The 15,573-nt window shown below is 73.6% G+C and carries 16 protein-coding genes; 4 read left to right on the forward strand and 12 right to left on the reverse strand.

The genetic code is table 11. From position 1 onward, the window contains the following. Positions 1-33: 33 nt before the first annotated feature. Together ACIQ9G_RS03410 and ACIQ9G_RS03415 are read right to left on the reverse strand one after the other, a co-directional pair. The gene (locus ACIQ9G_RS03410) at positions 34-1,953 is read right to left on the reverse strand and encodes a hypothetical protein (RefSeq protein ID WP_403605566.1); all 1,920 of its coding nucleotides are present in this window, start codon (positions 1,951-1,953) and stop codon (positions 34-36) included. 46 nt (positions 1,954-1,999) lie between these two features. Next, positions 2,000-2,539, reverse strand: coding sequence for a tetratricopeptide repeat protein (locus ACIQ9G_RS03415; protein ID WP_403605569.1), 540 nt, complete (start codon positions 2,537-2,539; stop codon positions 2,000-2,002). Positions 2,540-2,687: 148 nt separating this feature from the next. On the opposite strand from ACIQ9G_RS03415, the gene ACIQ9G_RS03420 reads away from it, so the two are divergent. After that, positions 2,688-3,131 (forward strand): hypothetical protein, encoded by a 444-nt coding sequence (locus tag ACIQ9G_RS03420; protein ID WP_403605572.1) that lies wholly within the window; start codon positions 2,688-2,690, stop codon positions 3,129-3,131. Positions 3,132-3,210: 79 nt separating this feature from the next. Here the strand turns inward: ACIQ9G_RS03420 and ACIQ9G_RS03425 are convergent, their stop codons facing one another. The 6 genes from ACIQ9G_RS03425 to ACIQ9G_RS03450 all read right to left on the reverse strand — a co-directional run bounded on the left by ACIQ9G_RS03425 (position 3,211) and on the right by ACIQ9G_RS03450 (position 8,940). Beyond that, positions 3,211-4,782, reverse strand: coding sequence for a DUF1996 domain-containing protein (locus ACIQ9G_RS03425; RefSeq protein ID WP_403605575.1), 1,572 nt, complete (start codon positions 4,780-4,782; stop codon positions 3,211-3,213). A gap of 91 nt (positions 4,783-4,873) precedes the next feature. Further along, entirely contained in the window at positions 4,874-5,953 is a 1,080-nt protein-coding gene (locus tag ACIQ9G_RS03430; RefSeq protein ID WP_403605578.1) for an NAD-dependent epimerase/dehydratase family protein, read from the reverse strand. Between the two features lie 200 nt (positions 5,954-6,153). After that, on the reverse strand, positions 6,154-6,747 hold the full coding sequence (locus ACIQ9G_RS03435) for a winged helix-turn-helix domain-containing protein (protein WP_403605581.1): 594 nt from the start codon (positions 6,745-6,747) through the stop codon (positions 6,154-6,156). A gap of 120 nt (positions 6,748-6,867) precedes the next feature. Further along, on the reverse strand, positions 6,868-6,990 hold the full coding sequence (locus ACIQ9G_RS03440; protein ID WP_403605584.1) for a hypothetical protein: 123 nt from the start codon (positions 6,988-6,990) through the stop codon (positions 6,868-6,870). A gap of 143 nt (positions 6,991-7,133) precedes the next feature. Beyond that, entirely contained in the window at positions 7,134-8,171 is a 1,038-nt protein-coding gene (glnII, locus tag ACIQ9G_RS03445) for a glutamine synthetase (RefSeq protein ID WP_403605587.1), read from the reverse strand. Between the two features lie 319 nt (positions 8,172-8,490). Further along, positions 8,491-8,940 carry a MarR family winged helix-turn-helix transcriptional regulator gene (locus ACIQ9G_RS03450; RefSeq protein ID WP_403605590.1) on the reverse strand — a complete coding sequence of 150 codons (450 nt, stop codon included), beginning with the start codon at positions 8,938-8,940 and terminating at the stop codon, positions 8,491-8,493. A 70-nt stretch (positions 8,941-9,010) separates the two neighbouring features. Between ACIQ9G_RS03450 and ACIQ9G_RS03455 the strand changes: the two genes are divergently transcribed. After that, on the forward strand, positions 9,011-9,877 hold the full coding sequence (locus ACIQ9G_RS03455) for an alpha/beta fold hydrolase (RefSeq protein WP_403605593.1): 867 nt from the start codon (positions 9,011-9,013) through the stop codon (positions 9,875-9,877). Between the two features lie 3 nt (positions 9,878-9,880). Here ACIQ9G_RS03455 and ACIQ9G_RS03460 read toward each other — a convergent pair whose 3' ends face one another. Both ACIQ9G_RS03460 and ACIQ9G_RS03465 read right to left on the reverse strand, forming a co-directional pair. Then, positions 9,881-10,633, reverse strand: a complete 753-nt coding sequence (locus ACIQ9G_RS03460; RefSeq protein ID WP_403605596.1) for a hypothetical protein — start codon at positions 10,631-10,633, stop codon at positions 9,881-9,883. Between the two features lie 139 nt (positions 10,634-10,772). Beyond that, positions 10,773-11,135: an arsenate reductase family protein gene (locus ACIQ9G_RS03465; protein ID WP_403605599.1), complete on the reverse strand. Its 363-nt coding sequence runs from the start codon at positions 11,133-11,135 to the stop codon at positions 10,773-10,775. 166 nt (positions 11,136-11,301) lie between these two features. Here ACIQ9G_RS03465 and ACIQ9G_RS03470 point away from each other — a divergent pair, with 166 nt between their 5' ends. Continuing rightward, a complete protein-coding gene (locus ACIQ9G_RS03470) occupies positions 11,302-11,616 on the forward strand; it encodes a hypothetical protein (RefSeq protein ID WP_403605602.1) in 315 nt (104 codons plus the stop codon). A 237-nt stretch (positions 11,617-11,853) separates the two neighbouring features. Here the strand turns inward: ACIQ9G_RS03470 and ACIQ9G_RS03475 are convergent, their stop codons facing one another. After that, the gene (locus ACIQ9G_RS03475) at positions 11,854-13,059 is read right to left on the reverse strand and encodes a winged helix DNA-binding domain-containing protein (protein WP_403605605.1); all 1,206 of its coding nucleotides are present in this window, start codon (positions 13,057-13,059) and stop codon (positions 11,854-11,856) included. A 527-nt stretch (positions 13,060-13,586) separates the two neighbouring features. Here ACIQ9G_RS03475 and ACIQ9G_RS03480 point away from each other — a divergent pair. Continuing rightward, the gene (locus ACIQ9G_RS03480) at positions 13,587-14,963 is read left to right on the forward strand and encodes a DUF2252 domain-containing protein (RefSeq protein WP_403605608.1); all 1,377 of its coding nucleotides are present in this window, start codon (positions 13,587-13,589) and stop codon (positions 14,961-14,963) included. A 25-nt stretch (positions 14,964-14,988) separates the two neighbouring features. On the opposite strand, the gene ACIQ9G_RS03485 is transcribed toward ACIQ9G_RS03480, so the two are convergent. After that, positions 14,989-15,573, reverse strand: coding sequence for a hypothetical protein (locus ACIQ9G_RS03485; protein WP_403605611.1), 585 nt, complete (start codon positions 15,571-15,573; stop codon positions 14,989-14,991).

A 15,573-nucleotide genomic window follows, 5' to 3' on the forward strand; every position in this document is an offset into this window, starting at 1 on the left:
GCTTCTGTCACATGCCAGGAAGCGGGGGCGCCGTCAGCGCAGGGCGCCGACCGTCCTTCCGTCCTCCAGCGTCCCCCGCAGACCCGCCTGCGTGCCCTGCCTGGTGCGTACGGCGAGCAGGTTGCCCTGCGAGGCCGCGCGGATCCCGCCGGTCGTGCTGATCGACGCGGTGTCCGCGCCGCCCGCCGCGAGCAGGTACCAGGTGCCCGCCCCCGACTTCCACAGCACCCCGGCCAGCACCTGCGGGTCACGGGCGCCGCACGCCGGCACGTCCTCCGCCTTCGCCGCGACCGCCCCGTACGCCCCGCCCGGGGTGCGGAACTGCGCCAGCGCCCGGGTCCCGTCGCCGCGCCAGGTCTCGGCACGGGTGCACACCCAGGTGGCCGAGCCGCTCGCGTCGGGCAGCGGCTGCACGGCGTACTGCCACGCGTTCACCGTGCGCACGCCCTGCGCGCGGACGGCACCCAGGGAGCAGGCGAAGGGCGCCCAGGCGTGCAGTCCGGCCGGACCGGACACCTCGTGCGGGGTGCCGGGGCGGCCCGTGGTGAGACGGGCCGGGACCAGTTCGCCGAGGTCGCTCAGCAGATGTGCGCCGGAGCCGTCGGTCAGCTGGAGCGCGGGCCACGAGGTGCAGGCGCCCGCCTGCTGGGCGGGCCCGGCCAGCGGGGCCGTGACGCCGTTCGTCAGGGTGAGGGGGGTGGCGGGCACGGCGGGCTTCAGCAGGTCCCGCCCGGCCGCCTTCCTCACCCAGGGCGCGGTCAGATAGCGGACGTTGCCGTCGGCGCGGCCGAGGACCACCGCGGCGGCCTCCGCGCCGGTGGCGCCGTCGACCCGGGCGAAGTCCAGCGCGGCCCCGGCGGTGGATTCCATCGGCTCGGCGTAGCGGACGATGCGCAGGCCGTCGTAGAGGATCACCACGCGCGCCGCGTCCACGTCACCCGCGTACAGGAGCTGCGGGGGTCCGGCGGGGCCGCCGGAGGGGGTGCCGGGGGTGGCCGAGACGCGTACCCCCTCACCGGGGCGGGCCCACACGGCGAGCGCGCGGCGCAGCAGCCCGGTGTCGCCGGAGCGGTCGCCGCGCGCGGGCCACACGGAGAAGTCGGTGCGCGCGGAGGTCCGCCACGCCGTGGGGGCGATCCTGGTCAGCCTGGCCGGGTCGAGGGCCGCCTCCGCGGACGGGTTGCGTGCGTAGGCCGGGGCGGCGGCACCGTCGGGGCCCCAGCCGTCGCCGGGCAGCGCGACCAGCGCGCCGCACACCGCGAGCGCGGCGGCCGCGGCGAGGGCGGCCCGGGTGTGCTGCCGGCGCCGCACCAGGTCGGTGGGCCTGGCCTGCAGGGAACAGGCGTCGAACTCGGGGGAGTCGAGCAGCCGGTACTGCGCGGGGACCCGTTCCGCCTGGCGCAGCGCACCGGCGGCGTCGGACACGCCCGCGGCCGTCAGCAGCTCACGCACCGCCCCGTCCGGCAGCCGCTCCAGCCCGCGCAGCACATAGGCGGCGCGGGCCGGGGCGGACAGGGATGCCAGCCGCTGGTCCAGGGCGAGTTCGTCGGCGCCGCCCGAGCGCGGGAACAGCCGCAGCCCCCACACCTGGGGCAGCAGCGGCGGCAGCTGGGCGCGCTTCGGCCACAGCCTCCGCCTCAGCGGCAGCCCCGCCTCCAGCGCCGAACGGACCACCCGCAGGCGGACGAAGGCGTAGCCCGGGTCGGTGTCCCGGCCCGCCGACTGGGCCGGGATCACGGACCCCGAGGACCGGCCGCGCGGCAGCGCGCGCTGGGTGAGGGCGTGCGCGGTCAGGACGCGCCGCTTCCGGCCGAGGCCGGGCGGGAGCACCAGGTAGGCGAGCCGGACCAGCCGCGGGTAGTGCTCGACGAGCGCGGCCTCGGCCTGCTCGACGTCGACGGCCGGGCCGGAGGAGGCGGACGAGGGACGCGGGGCGACATCCTGTGACTGCACGTTCAGCAGAACGAGCGAATCGTCGGATGGTCACCGCCGTCCGCACTCAGGGAGTGCGGGCGCCGCCCTGCGAGGCGGGGTCCACCAGCATCCGGGCGTAGTTCGCCATCGAGCGCTGGTAGCGGGGGAGATGGGGCGCGAGGGCGCCGAGGACGAGGGACAGGCCCTCGCGGTCGCGTCCGACGCCGGACAGGCAAAGGGCCAGGCAGGCCCGTACGGCGTCGTCCAACTCGTCCGAGGGACCCTCCAGTTCGGGGGTGAGCAGCGCGATGCCCTCGTCGGCCCGGCCGATGTTCCGCAGTGAGCTGGCCAGTTGGATCCGGGCCCGCCGGCCTCGGTAGCCGTCGAGCCCGCGCGCCAGCGCCTCCCGGTAGAGCGGCACCGCCCGGTCCGAGTGTCCGGTCGAGTCGAAGGCACAGGCCCGTTCGAACGGGCCGAGGGGGCTGTCGTCGGGCAGCTCGGCGACGAGTCCGTCGATCACCGCGCGGAACGCGGCGCCCTCGTCCTCGGTGCGGGCGTCAAGGCCGGCCCAGGCGGCGGCCACACGGTCTTCCCAGTCCTGGTTCACCGGCACACTCTCGCACACCCGTTCATCAGGTGACTCGGGTCGCGGCGGATTTGAGCGTGGTGCGCGCCGCGGCCGTATCGATGGGCGGGCCCCGCGCCGGGGCTCTGTGCGGCATGTTCTGCCTCGTGCCGCAGGTGACGGACGCCGGAACCGACCGGAGGAACAGATGAGGGTGACCCGACCGATGCTCGCGGGGGCCGCCGCAGCCGCGGTACTGGTGCTGGCGGGCTGCGGATCCGGAGGCGACGCGGCGGCGAAGGTGCCGCCGACGGCGACCGGCAGCCTGGAGAGCCTGGCCGCCGAGGTCAAGTGCAAGCCGGACATGCAGACCGACGCCGACACGATCCGGCAGGCGATCTGCGTCACCTCCGACGGCAAGTTCGTCCTCGCCACCTTCTCCACCGACCGCGGCCAGCGGGAGTGGATCAACGAGGCCAAGGACTACGGCGGTTACTACCTCGTCGGCCGCAAGTGGGTCGCGGTCGGCGACGACGGCGTGGTCACCGCGCTGCGCGGCACCCTCGGCGGGAACGTGGAGATGGGCACCGACCACGGCGCGCACGGAGGTGCCGGCCACGGCGGCCACGGCGGCACCGGTCAAGGGAGCTGACCGCCGGGCACACACACCGAGGGCCGGTGGCGGGGAATCCCGCCACCGGCCCTCTTCAGTGGGTCACCGGGTCAGTGCGTCACGCGCACCGCTGCCCGTTGTTGATGCAGTTGACGACCTTGTTCATCAGGTTCGGCGACATCACGTTGATGAAGTCGTCGTGGTCGGTGGCCGCCTTGTGGAGCTGCTCCGGGAAGCCGTCCACCGCGTAGGCGTTCTTCACCTGGCCGTTCTGGACCACCGGCTGCGGAACGCTGTAGACCAGGCGCATCGTCAGCTGCGGGATCGCCTTGAAGCCGTTCTGGCAGTTGCCGCCGGCGTCGGCGAAGGCCACGTGCGTACGGTGGTTGGCGCTGTCGACGTTCTGGCCGTCCCAGCAGCTCTGGAAGGCGAAGGTGCGGACCACGTTGCTGCCCTGCGGGCAGATCGGGTACTGCGTCGTGAGCTGCACCTTGTTCTCGAAGCCGGTGCAGCTCCAGTGCGCGTTGGCGTTCGCCAGGCCGTTGGTGGTGGTCTTGGCGTCACCGGTGATGATGCGCAGGAACTGCGGCATCGCCACGACCTTGCTCGTCGGGCTGCCGACGAACTTGATCTGCGCCTGCGTGGCCACCAGGATCTTGCCGACGTTGCCTTCCTTGCCGCCGCCGTCGTTGTTCTGGTCGAAGTCCTGCGTGCCGTCCTGCACCCGCAGCACCGGCCAGTAGTACGACGACTTGTCCTGCTGGTTCTGGCAGCTCGTCTGGGCCGCCGCGAACTTGTTGTTGTCGGCGAAGGCGTCGTTCGACTGGTTGCCGACGTAGTCGTGCAGGTGGTGCGCGCCGTTCTTCACGCCGGGCGCCACGATCACGTTGTCGGTGTTGTGGTTCTTGTTGGCGTTCACCCCGCAGCGGGTGATGAAGACGCCGTTCGAGGCGTTGCCGGTCTTCTGCGGCTTGGCCTGGACGTTCGGCTGGACCTTGGTGATGTCGACGAAGTCGGCCGCGTTGGGGCCGTTGCCGGCCTGACCGCCGTTGCCCTGCTGCTGGCCGCCCTGCTGTTGACCGCCTTGCTGCTGGCCGCCTTGCTGTTGACCGCCTTGCTGTTGGCCGCCCTGTTGCTGGCCGCCTTGCTGCTGGCCGCCCTGTTGCTGGCCGCCTTGCTGCTGGTCGCCTTGCTGTTGACCGCCCGTGGTCTGGTTCGCCGGCGTGCCCGTGCACCCCGCGAGGGTGTCCAGGCTGTCGGGCGCGCTGCCGCCGACCCGGTTGATCTCCAGCTGGATCCGGTCGATGATCGCCTGCCGGCGGTCCTTCAGCGGCTGCAGAATGGAGTTCTGGACGAAACTCGCGTCCCTCGTCTGCGCGTCCCGCGTGGTCGCCAGCCGCTGGTAGGCGTCGGTGATCTGGCGGTCCAGGGTGGCCAGCTCGCCGTCGACCTCGGTACGGGCCCGGTTCGGCACGTTGGTCAGCTTCTGGCCGACGTCCGGGCACGAGATCGTCGCGACCTGCGCGGAGGCGGCCTTCGTCTGGTTCTGCCACCCGCCGTTGTTCGACTCGTGAGCAGATGCGTAGAAGTTCGCCCAGATCAGCCCGCCCCCACCGAGCGCTAGGGCCGCCGATGCGGCAATGGCCTTGGTGGCCAGCGGCGTACGGCGTTTTCGTGTGTTGCGTCCCATGGAACTCCTCTGACTTCCTTGCGGGGCAGCATCGAGGCGCCCGACAGGAGTGAAGCGGCTCCCTTCCATACGGACGGCGTCCCCGTGGTGTTCAGCCGTCGCGGGAATTCCTCGGGGATCCGATGAACTCCTCACCCTCAACTGGCCCTTTTGCACCAGCAGTTGTGTTGATCTCACCGGGCGTGCCGAGCACCTTCGCCTCCACCTCCGGGTCCAGTCCGACCGGGGGCCGGTCCGGGCGCCGCGGGGCGGTGCCGCCGATGGCGCGCAGCCAGTGCCAGGTGTCGGTCACGGTCTCGGTGACGGGGCGGCAGCGCAGGCCCGTCGCGACCGCCCGCGAGACATCGGCGCCGTGCAGCGCGTCGTGGCCCTCGCTGTCCGGCGGCACCCACACCGGCAGCTGGGTCCACGGCTCGATGCCCGCGCCGAGGACGGTCTCCGGGGCGGTCCAGCGCAGCTCGGCGGCCGCGCCGGTGGCCGCCACGCACGCGTCCAGCAGGGTGCCCATGGTGGCGTGCCCCTGCGGGCTCATCAGGTTGTACGGCCCGCTCAGCTCCCGCTCCACCGCGCCGAGGATCCAGTCGGCGAGGTCGCGGACGTCGACGTACTGCAGCGGCAGTCCGCGAGGGCCGGGCGCCAGAACGGGACCGCCCCGCGCGATCCGGTTCAGCCACCAGGGCAGACGGCCGATGTTCTCGTACGGCCCCAGGAGCAGCCCACAGCGCACCAGCAGCGAACGGTCCGCGCCGAAGGCCTCCACAGCCGCCAGCTCGCCGCCCCGCTTGTCCCGGGCGTAGTCGGTCTGCTCCGCGCCGGCGTCCGCGCCCTCGACGAGGGCGGCCTCCTCGGTGTACCCGGCGGGCGGGGCCCAGGTGTACACCGAGCAGCTCGACACGTACAGGTAACGCCGCGCGCGCCCGCGCAGGAGCCGCGCCGCGTCCCGGACGGCGCGGGGCGCCGCCGACCAGGTGTCGACGACCGCGTCCCACTCGCCCTCGGCCAGGGCGTCGAGTCCGCCGGGCGCGGTGCGGTCGCCGACCAGCGGCCGCGCCCCGGGAACGGGCGCGTGCCGCCCCCGGTTCAGGACCGTCACGTCCCAGCCGCGCCCGGCCGCCGCCTCGACGACGGCCCGTCCCGCGAACTCCGTACCACCCAGCACCAGAAGTCTCATGCCGGTGACTCTGCCCGCCCCGGCCGGGGCACGGAACGGGAATCTGCCGTCAGCAGACGGCCGCCGCCCGGCCGCGAGGGGCCTTACGGACGGATTCGGGCCGGGTTCCGGCCGGGGTCCGGCCGGGGTCCTGGTGGGGTTCAGGCCGGGAAGGGTCGCCTTCGGGCCGGGAGGAGGCCTTCCGTGGGCCGCCGCGAGGGTCAACCCGCTTTCGGCGGGGCGTACTTGTAGCCGACGCGGCGCACCGTCCGGATCGTCCCGCGGTGCTCCGCGCCCAGCTTGCGGCGCAGCCGGGCGATGTGGACGTCGACGGTGCGGCCGTCGCCCACATGGCCGTAGCCCCAGACCGTGGTCACCAGCTGGTCGCGGGTGTGCACCCGGTGGGGATGGGCGACGAGGTGGGCGAGCAGCTCGAACTCCAGGTAGGTCAGGTCGAGTTCGCGGCCGTCCACCGCGGCGGTGCGCCGCACGGTGTCGATGCGGACGAGCGGGTCGCCGTCCCCGGGAGGCCCGGCGGGCCCGGCGGCCTCCTCCTGGCCCGGCACCGCCGCCGGCGGGAACGGCGGCCGCTGGTCGGCGGGGACGAGCACCAGGTAGCCGACCATCGGCGGCCGGCCCGGCAGGACGGGCACGGTGTGCTGCGGAGCGGGCAGCCAGGTGGCGCCCGGCGGCAGCAGCTCCGTGACGTCCACGACGTCGTCCCGGTCGACGGCGCGCAGCCGGTGACGGGGGGTGTGGGGGGAGGCGGCGGGGACGGGGAGAGGGGCGGGGGAGACGGAACGAGTGGTCGCCATGAGAGGTCAGCTCTTTCGCGCGAGAGGTTCGTCGGGAGAGGCGACGGCCGCGAGTTCGTGATCGGGCGCGCCGGGGGACGTACGTCGTTCCGCGCTGGCCGAGGGCCGGGGTGTACGGCTTCAGAAGGCCCGCGCGGTCGTCGCGCGGCAACACACCCGGTCGAAGTCGTGGTGCTGACGGGAGGGCCAGAAGGGCTCGAGGTCATGGCGACCCGTCGCGGTGCACTTCTGCATGCTGGCCATGCCCCCATTGAAGCAGACACCGCGCCCCGGCCGGACCCTCCTTCCACGGCTCGGACGCCGCCCGGCCGCCGTGCCGCTCCCGGCGAGCAGCGAGGGGCGCCCACCTCGTCGGTGGACGCCCCTCGGGAACCGTGCGGCGGCGGTCAGACCCGTCCGGCCTTCTCCAGCGCGGCGCAGCAGGTGTCGACGAGCAGCCGGGTCACCACGTACGGGTCGACGTTGGCGTTCGGGCGGCGGTCCTCGATGTAGCCCCTGCCGTCCTTCTCGACCTGCCAGGGGATGCGGACCGAGGCGCCGCGGTCGGAGACTCCGTAGGAGTACTCGTCCCACGGGGCGGTCTCGTGCAGGCCCGTCAGGCGGTCGTCGATGCCGGCGCCGTAGTTCTTGACGTGGTCCAGCGGCTTGGAGCCCTCGCCGAGCGACTCGCACGCGGTGACGATCGCGGCGTAGCCCTCGGGGCCTTCGCGCATCGCCTTCGTGGAGAAGTTGGTGTGCGCGCCCGCGCCGTTCCAGTCGCCCTTGACCGGCTTGGGCTCGAGGGTGGCGGAGACACCGAAGTCCTCGGCGGTGCGGTAGAGCAGCCAGCGGGCCACCCACAGCTGGTCGGCGACCTCCAGCGGGGACAGCGGGCCGACCTGGAACTCCCACTGGCCGGGCATGACCTCGGCGTTGATGCCGGAGATGCCCAGACCCGCCTTCAGGCAGTTGTCCAGGTGGGCCTCGACGATCTCGCGGCCGAAGATCTCGTCGGCGCCGACTCCGCAGTAGTAGCCGCCCTGCGGGGCCGGGAAACCGCCCTCGGGGAAGCCCAGCGGACGGGAGCCGTCGAAGAAGGTGTACTCCTGCTCGATGCCGAAGACCGGCTCCTGCGCGGCAAACCTCTCCGCGACCTCGGCCAGCGCGGCGCGCGTGTTGGAGGAGTGCGGGGCGAAGTCGATGTCCAGGACCTCGCACAGTACGAGGATGTCGTCACCGCCGCGGATCGGGTCCGGGCAGGAGAAGACCGGCTTCAGCACACGGTCCGAGGAGTGCCCCTCGGCCTGGTTGGTGGAGGACCCGTCGAAGCCCCAGATCGGCAGTTCGGCCCCCTTGGCGCCGTCCCCCAGGATCTTCGTCTTGGAACGGAGCTTGGCCGTCGGCTCGGTGCCGTCGATCCAGATGTACTCAGCCTTGAAGGTCACGGGCCACATCCTTCGGGTGTCACTGGGTGCGGGTGCTGCGGCGCTGCGGCACCGGGGGCGCCGCGGTTGTCGCCGGGCAGCCTGTCAACGGGCGATTTCTCGCCCATTGCCCGGCTGTGAAGCCCGTGTTACCTGGTCGTGCCGTGGCGCGGGGCGCGGTGTGAGGGCGGCCGGAGGCCGGTGGCAGGCGGGGGAGGTGTGCCGCGAGGGCGGGCGGAGGTGGGCCGCGAGGGCGGGCGGAGGCCGGCTTGTGGTCGGGCGGGCGGAGGTGTGCCGCGAGGGCGGGCGGAGGCCGGCTTGTGGTCGGGCGGGCGGCGCGTCAGTCCTCGTCGGCCGCCGCTTCCCGTACTCCCGCCAGGAAGCCCCGGATCGCGGCCAGTTCCCGCTCGTCGTAGCCTCGCAGGAGTTCGGCCGTCCGGTCGATCAGTGGCCCGAAGAAGGACCGGCCGAGCGCGACCGCCCGCTCGTCCACCTCGACCACCACCCTGCGCCGGTCGCCCGCGCCGCGCACCCGCCGGACATGGCCGGCCCGCTCCATGCGGTCCAGCAGCGCGGTCGTGCCCGCCGAGTTGAGGCCGAGCGCGGCACCGAGCCGCCCGGCCGTCGTCTCCTCGCTGGCCCGCCGGTCGTCCATCAAGGCGATCAGCGCGCGTACGTCGGTGGGGTGCATGCCGTGGCGCTGCGCGAACCGGGCGCTGTGCAGGCCGAGTTGCACCGTCGTCGCCCGCAGCAGATGGACGATCTCCATTTCGGGGCCTTCTGCCCGCATCCCCGTCTCCCTCCGGCTATCATCTCGCTCACCGAGCATCTCGCTGAGCGAGATGATAGGGGAGGATGCCATGGGCGGCCGGACCGGATACGACATGGACGGGTTCCACGCGGCCTACGACAAGGTCATGGCGAAGTGGCCCGCCGGGCGCGAGGGCGTCGCCGTCCCCACCCCCTTCGGGGAGACCTGGGTCAATGTGTGCGGACCGCAGGGCGCACCCCCGGTGCTCCTCCTGCCCGGCGGGGGCGGAGCGACCTCCGCCGGCTGGTACGCCCAGGCCGCGGAACTGGCCCGGGAGCACCGGGTGCTGGCCGTCGACCTCGTCGGTGCGCCGGGCCGCTCGGCCCCCGCCGGCGACCGCCACCCCCGTACGGTCGCCGACCTGGTGGGCTGGGTGGACGCGCTCCTCGACGGCCTCGGGACCGGAACGGTGGATCTGGGCGGCCACTCCTACGGCGGCTGGATCGCCCTGCACTACGCCCTGCGCGCACCCGCCCGGGTACGCCGCCTGTTCCTCCTCGATCCGACCCAGTGCTTCGCCGGATTCAGGACGGCGTACCTGCTCCACGCGCTGCCCATGCTGCTGCGGCCCTCGCCCCGCCGCGTCCGCGCCTTCCTGGAATGGGAGACCGGCGGAGCGGCGCTCGACCCCGATTGGATCCGGCTCCAGGAGGCGGCCGCCGGCTTCCCCTCCGTAATGAAGCCGGTGACCGGTCCGCGCCCGGAGCCGGACGCACTGCGGGGTCTGGAGGTGCCGGTCCTGCTGCTCCTGGCCGGGAACAGCAGGACCCATGACACCTCCCGGGTGGCGGTCGCGGCGGGCGCGGTGCTGCCGCAGGCCGAGACCGTCGTACTGCCGGACGTCTCGCACCACGCGCTGCCGCAGGCCGCGCCCGCCGGGCTGGGGCGACGCCTCAGCGGTTTCCTGTCGGGCTGAGCGTCACCCCACCTTCTCGATCACCGCGCGCCGGATCAGGAACTTGCCGGGTTCCCGGACCTGCTCGAAGGCCGCGTTGTTGAGCAGGACACAACTGCCGGAGACCGACGTGACCTTCACCGTGGTGGACTTGTTGTTGTCCAGGTTGGTGACCTTCAGCGTCGTACCCGCCGGGAACTGGCTACTGGACGCCGCCGGGGCACCGCCCTCCCCGGAGAGCGTGACGGTGGAGCCCTTGCAGACCTGCTGGCCGGAGGCCGCAGCGCCACCGCCACCGTTTCCCGCGGGAGCGGTCTGTGAGGGCTGCGCGGTCTGCTGCGCCCCACCGCCCTGCTGACCTGCCTGCTGGCCGTTCTGCTGCCCGGCCTGTTGACCGTTCTGCTGCCCGGCCTGCTGTCCCGCCTGCTGGCCGTTCTGCGCCCCCTGGGAGCCCTGAGCCGACTCCCCAACGGTGCAGCCCGCCGCCTTCTGCTGGACCTTGATCTGCTCGATGACCGCCTCGCGGTTGGCGATCCGGGCCGCCGACTGCGCGTCCGGCTTCGCCTTCTGACCGTCGATGAACTTCTGGTTGTTGCCGAGGGCGGTGGCGAGGCCCTGGCAGACGGTCGAGTCCGGGGCGGACAGCGTCCGGGGGGACTGCGGCTGGGCGGCGTTCGAGGTGGCCGCCATGGCGAAGGCCCCGCCGCCCGCCACCGCCGCGGCGCTCACGAGCAGCGCGACCTTCTTCTTCGTGCCGAGTTTTCTCCTGCGCGACATGCGCGCCTCCTGAAGAGGTAGGGGAGCGTACGCCGGTATGTACGAGATACCGAACGTCGTTACTCAGCGGTTACCGGATTCCCCGGCGTAACCTGCGTCACAGCATCCGCCTCGACGGGCCTCGCCCCCCTTCCCCCTCTCACTCCCGCGCGAGAGCGTCCCGGACCGCCTCGTCGCTGCGGGCCACCACGGCCGTGCCGTCGTCGGCGGTGATGATCGGACGCTGGATCAGCTTCGGGTGCTCGGCGAGCGCCCGCACCCACCGGTCGCGCGCGCTCGCGTCCCGCGGCCAGTCCTTCAGGCCGAGCTCCTTCGCGGCGTCCTCCTGGGTGCGGGTGATGTCCCACGGTTCGAGCCCGAGCCGGGTGAGCACCTCCCGGATCTCGTCCTCGGTAGGTACGTCCTCCAGGTAGCGGCGCACGGTGTACTCGGCACCCTCGGCGTCGAGCAGGCCGATCGCGCTGCGGCACTTCGAACAGGCGGGGTTGATCCAGATCTCCATGCCGCACACGGTACGCCTGAACCCGTCTTCCACCGGTGTCACAGCAGCCCCGAAAGCCCTTGTGGCCAGGGGCTTTTGTCAGTGGCGGACGGTAGAATAGAAGCAGTGTTCGAGGGTGGCCGCCGGGGGTTCCGGCCGGCGCCCTGACCGCGACAGGAGGATGCCTGTGCCCGCTGCCGCACTGAAGCCGAAGCCGCTGCCGACCCAGTCCACCGCGAAGCGCCCCGTCCTGCTCGACTCGCCCTACGCCCCCGTGCCGAAGCGGCCACTGCCGCCGGGACGGCCCCGCGAGTGGTACGTGACGCACAACCGCCGCCTGAAGGCGATGCGCCTCGCCATCGCCCTGCTCGACACGGGCGTCTACCTCCCGACCCAGGCCCCCGACGAGACGATCCGCACCACCGCCGAACTCCTCGGCATACACCCCCCGTCCGCCACCACCTGCCACATGGTCCGAGCCTTCCTCCGCTACAACCGCTGAACTCCCGCCCCACCCCCGGGCGCCGCCCACTCGGCCGGCGCCCGGGGTTGTCCGACCATCGGGGGCATTCCCTCCGCGCCGCGATTGCCCGGGATCTCCCGCAGAGCCTCACTGTGTCCAGGGGCGGACCCGTCGGCTTCGCGGCCGACGTCACCGGCTCGGACGGCGGAGGCTTCGCCTACTCCTACTACGTGGAGAAGAAGCAACTGCCATAGGCCGTTCCGGACGCAACAGCCTTCAGCCGGAGGCCAGTTCCCTCTCCAAAGGGGTTCGGAAGCGGGGGGTCACTCTGGTGGGGGCCAGCCAGGAGTGCAGGCGGTGCGCTTCTGCTCGGACGGCCGCCTCGGCCTCGCGGGTCCTCGCCTGCGGGTCGAGGACCCGCCAGGTGATCTCGCCGTCGGGGCGCTGCGCCCAGGCGCCGACGACACGACCGTTCCACCACACCGTGGGGCCGACGTTGCCGCTGCGGTCGAACAGGGCGGGGCGCAGTTCCGGTGCGAGGTACCAGTCCCGCTGCTGCCAGCCCATCGCCGTCGGGTCCAGGCCCGGCAGCAGCGCCGCCCACGGCTCCGAGGGCTCGGCGACCGGATCGACGTCGCCGTCGACCACGTACGCCGTGCCCTCGTCCACCGTCACCTCCTGCGCGTTCACCGCCCGCAGGGCTCTGCGGACCTCGGTCACCCGCCACCCCGTCCACCACTTCAGGTCCGCCTCGGTCGCCGGGCCGCAGGCCGTCAGCCAGCGGCGCAGCAGTTCCGCCTGCGCCTCGGCGGTGTCCAGTCCGGGGTGCTCGGGCGCCACGGCCCAGCGGAACTGGCTGGAGGTCCAGGAGCCGAGCGGCCGGCCCCGCACCACCTTCCCCTCCACGCCCAGCACGCGCAGCAGCCGCGTCGAGACGGTGTGCACGCCCTCGTAGCTCTTCCCGGGCGCGTACACGAACTGCTCCCGCAGCCGTGGCTCGTCGCGCGCCAGTTCGGCGGCCGTGGCCTGGCCGCGGCGGGCCAGCGCGGCCAGCGCCGACCGCTCGACCTCCGCCAGCCAGGCCGCGTCCGGAGCCCCGGCCGTCGCCATGTCCTTGAGCAGAGAGGCGCGTTCGCGGGCGGCCACCGCCAGCCCCGTGGACGCGTGCACCACGGCGGTCAGACCGGTGGGGAGGACGAACACGGTGTGCCGCATCCCGTGCATGCGCACCAGTGTGTGGTCCCCGTACAGCGCCCGCTCGGTCTCCGGCACCGTCTTCACCGGGTCCGCCAGCCGGGCCCCCACCCCCAGGAACACCGTCGCGGGATCCGTGCCGTGCAGCGCCACCAGGGCGTCCGCCACCTCCTCCGGCGTCGCCGCGCGCGCCCCGGTGGTCAGCCGGTGCCGCAGCGCCAGCCGCGCCCGCCGCTCCGCCACGCCGATGTACCGGGGTCCCGCGGCCACACCGCCCGTGCCGCCCATTCCGACCTCCACCCGTCCGCGTCCGCTCCGGCCCTCCCGACGTATCTTCGCGGACGGCACTGACAACGGGTCCCCCGCCGGCCCGATGCCCGGCCCGCCGGCGCTGGGCGCACACGGCTGCCGTCGTGTCCCGGGCCTGCCCGTCGTCTCCCGGGCCTGCCCGTCCCGTCCCGCGCCGGTCACCCGTTCGCCGTATCCGGCATGCGGTCCGTCCCCCGCGCGCCTTCACTGCGATCAGGGGGCGGCGTACTTCGTCCCCGGCGGGAGCGGCAGCGGGAGGCGCGGATGGACGCACAGGGCATACGGCGGCCCATGGGCGCGACGGCACCGGCGGCGACGCGGACCGGAGCACGGGTACGGACGCAGGCGCGGTCGCAGGTCCCGACACAGACGCAGACGCAAGCATCCGTCGCCGCCCCCGCCCCCGCCCCTGCCCGCGCCTGCGCATCCGCCCCTGCCCGCGCCTCCGCCCCCACCCGCGCCTCCGCCCTCGCCCCCGGATCGGCCGCGCCTCCCGAGGCCGCCCCATGACCACCTTCGTCACGCCCGTCACGCCGTCCACGCACGCCACGCCCGCCGAGCGCGCCGCAGCCGGCCGAGCCGCCCGGCAGCGCATGCGGCGCTCCGCGCACGCCGCCTGGATCCCCTCCGCGGACCGCCCCGACCCCGTCGCCGTACTCGAACGGCAGGGACGCGACCGGCTGCCCGAACTGCTGCCGGTGCGGTACGGGCGGATGGCCGCCTCGCCGTTGGCCTTCCTGCGCGGCGCCGCCGCCGTGATGGCCGCCGACCTGGCCGCGCGGCCGAACACCGGGCTGACCGTACAGCTGTGCGGGGACGCGCATCTGCTCAACTTCGGCCTCTACGCCTCCCCGGAACGCGCCCTGCTGTTCGACCTCAACGACTTCGACGAGACGTTCCCCGGCCCCTTCGAATGGGACGTCAAACGCCTCGCCGCGTCCGTGGCCGTGGCCGCCCGCGAGAACGGGCACCCCGACGCCAAGGCCCGCCGGGCCGCCCTGGAGGCCGTGGCCGCGTACCGCACCTCCGTACGACGGCTGGCCGGGCTCGGCGAACTCGCCGTCTGGTACGAGCGCATCGAGGCCGAGAGCCTGCTGCCCCTGGTCCGCTCCGCCCGGCGCCGCCGGCGCGTGGAGTCCAGCCTCACCAGGGCCCGCCGCCGCACCAGCCTGCAGGCCCTCGGGAAGCTCACGGAGATGGTCGACGGGCAGCGGCGCATCATCCACGACCCGCCGCTCATCGAGCCGGCCGGCATCCCTGACACCGCCGCCCTGCGCAAGATCTTCAGCGACTACCGCTCCACCCTCACCGAGGAGCGGCGCCTCCTCCTCGACCGCTACCGCTTCGTCGACGCCGCCCGCAAGGTCGTCGGCGTCGGCAGCGTCGGCCTGCGCTGCTTCATCGTGCTGCTCGCCGGACGCGACGCGGACGATCCGCTGTTCCTCCAGGTCAAGGAGGCACGGAAGTCGATCCTCGAGGAGCACCTGCCGAGCGGCGCCTACGTCCATCCCGGGCACCGGGTGGTCGCCGGGCAGCGGCTGCTGCAGGCGGCCGGCGACATCTTCCTCGGCTGGATGAGCGGGCCGCAGGGCCGCGCCTTCTACTGGCGCCAGCTGCGCGACATGAAGGGCTCCGCGGACGTCGCCGGGATGAGCCCCGGCGAGCTGGTCGGCTACGCCCGGCTGTGCGGCACCGCCCTGGCCCGCGGCCACGCCCGTTCCGGCGACCGCATCGCCATCGCCGGCTACCTCGGCGGCACCGACACCTTCGACCAGGCCGTGGCCGAGTTCGCACTGTCCTACGCCGCCCAGACCGCCGACGACCACTCCGCCCTCGGAGCCGCCGTCGTCGCCGGTGTCGTCCCGGCGGCCCCGGACGTCTAACCACCCCCGCCGGTCCCGACCTCCGTCACAGGCCGGGCGCGCCCCACACCGGGAACCAGCGGCTGAGGTCCTCCTCGATCCGCAGGTCGTCCGCGAGGGCCGCCTTCACCTGGAGCTCCAGCGCGCTGTCGCGCCGCTGTCCGACGCCGGGAAGCGGCGCGAACGGATAGTAGGTACCCCGCTTGTAGAGGTACACCAGTGCGAGTCTGCGGCCGGTGTCGTCCGTGAAGCCGGTGAGGGAGCAGAGGAGTTGGGGGCCGAAGCCGCCGGCCTCCAGCGAACTGTTCACGGCGTGCAGGTCGTTGACGAGTTCCGGGAGCTGGTCCGGGGTGCGGCGGGAGACCAGCCAGGAGTAGCCGTAGGCGTCGCGGGTCAGCTCCACGGGCGAGCCGGCCCGGCCGGCGTCGGCGTCCAGGAGGGCCTCAACCTCGCGGTGCGTCTGCTCGAAGGCCGCGCCCTCGACGGTGGCGAAGCAGACCGCGCCGTGCCCGGTCGGCGTGAATCCGACGGCGGCCTCGAGGGTCACCGCCGCCGACGGGAGCGCGAAGAGGCGGTCCAGATCGGGCGCGACCGGTTTCGTACGGCCGAGCAGGATGTCCAGGAGCCCCAT

Source organism: Streptomyces sp. NPDC096152 (genome assembly GCF_044763235.1).
In the GTDB taxonomy this organism is placed as follows: Bacteria; Actinomycetota; Actinomycetes; order Streptomycetales; family Streptomycetaceae; genus Streptomyces.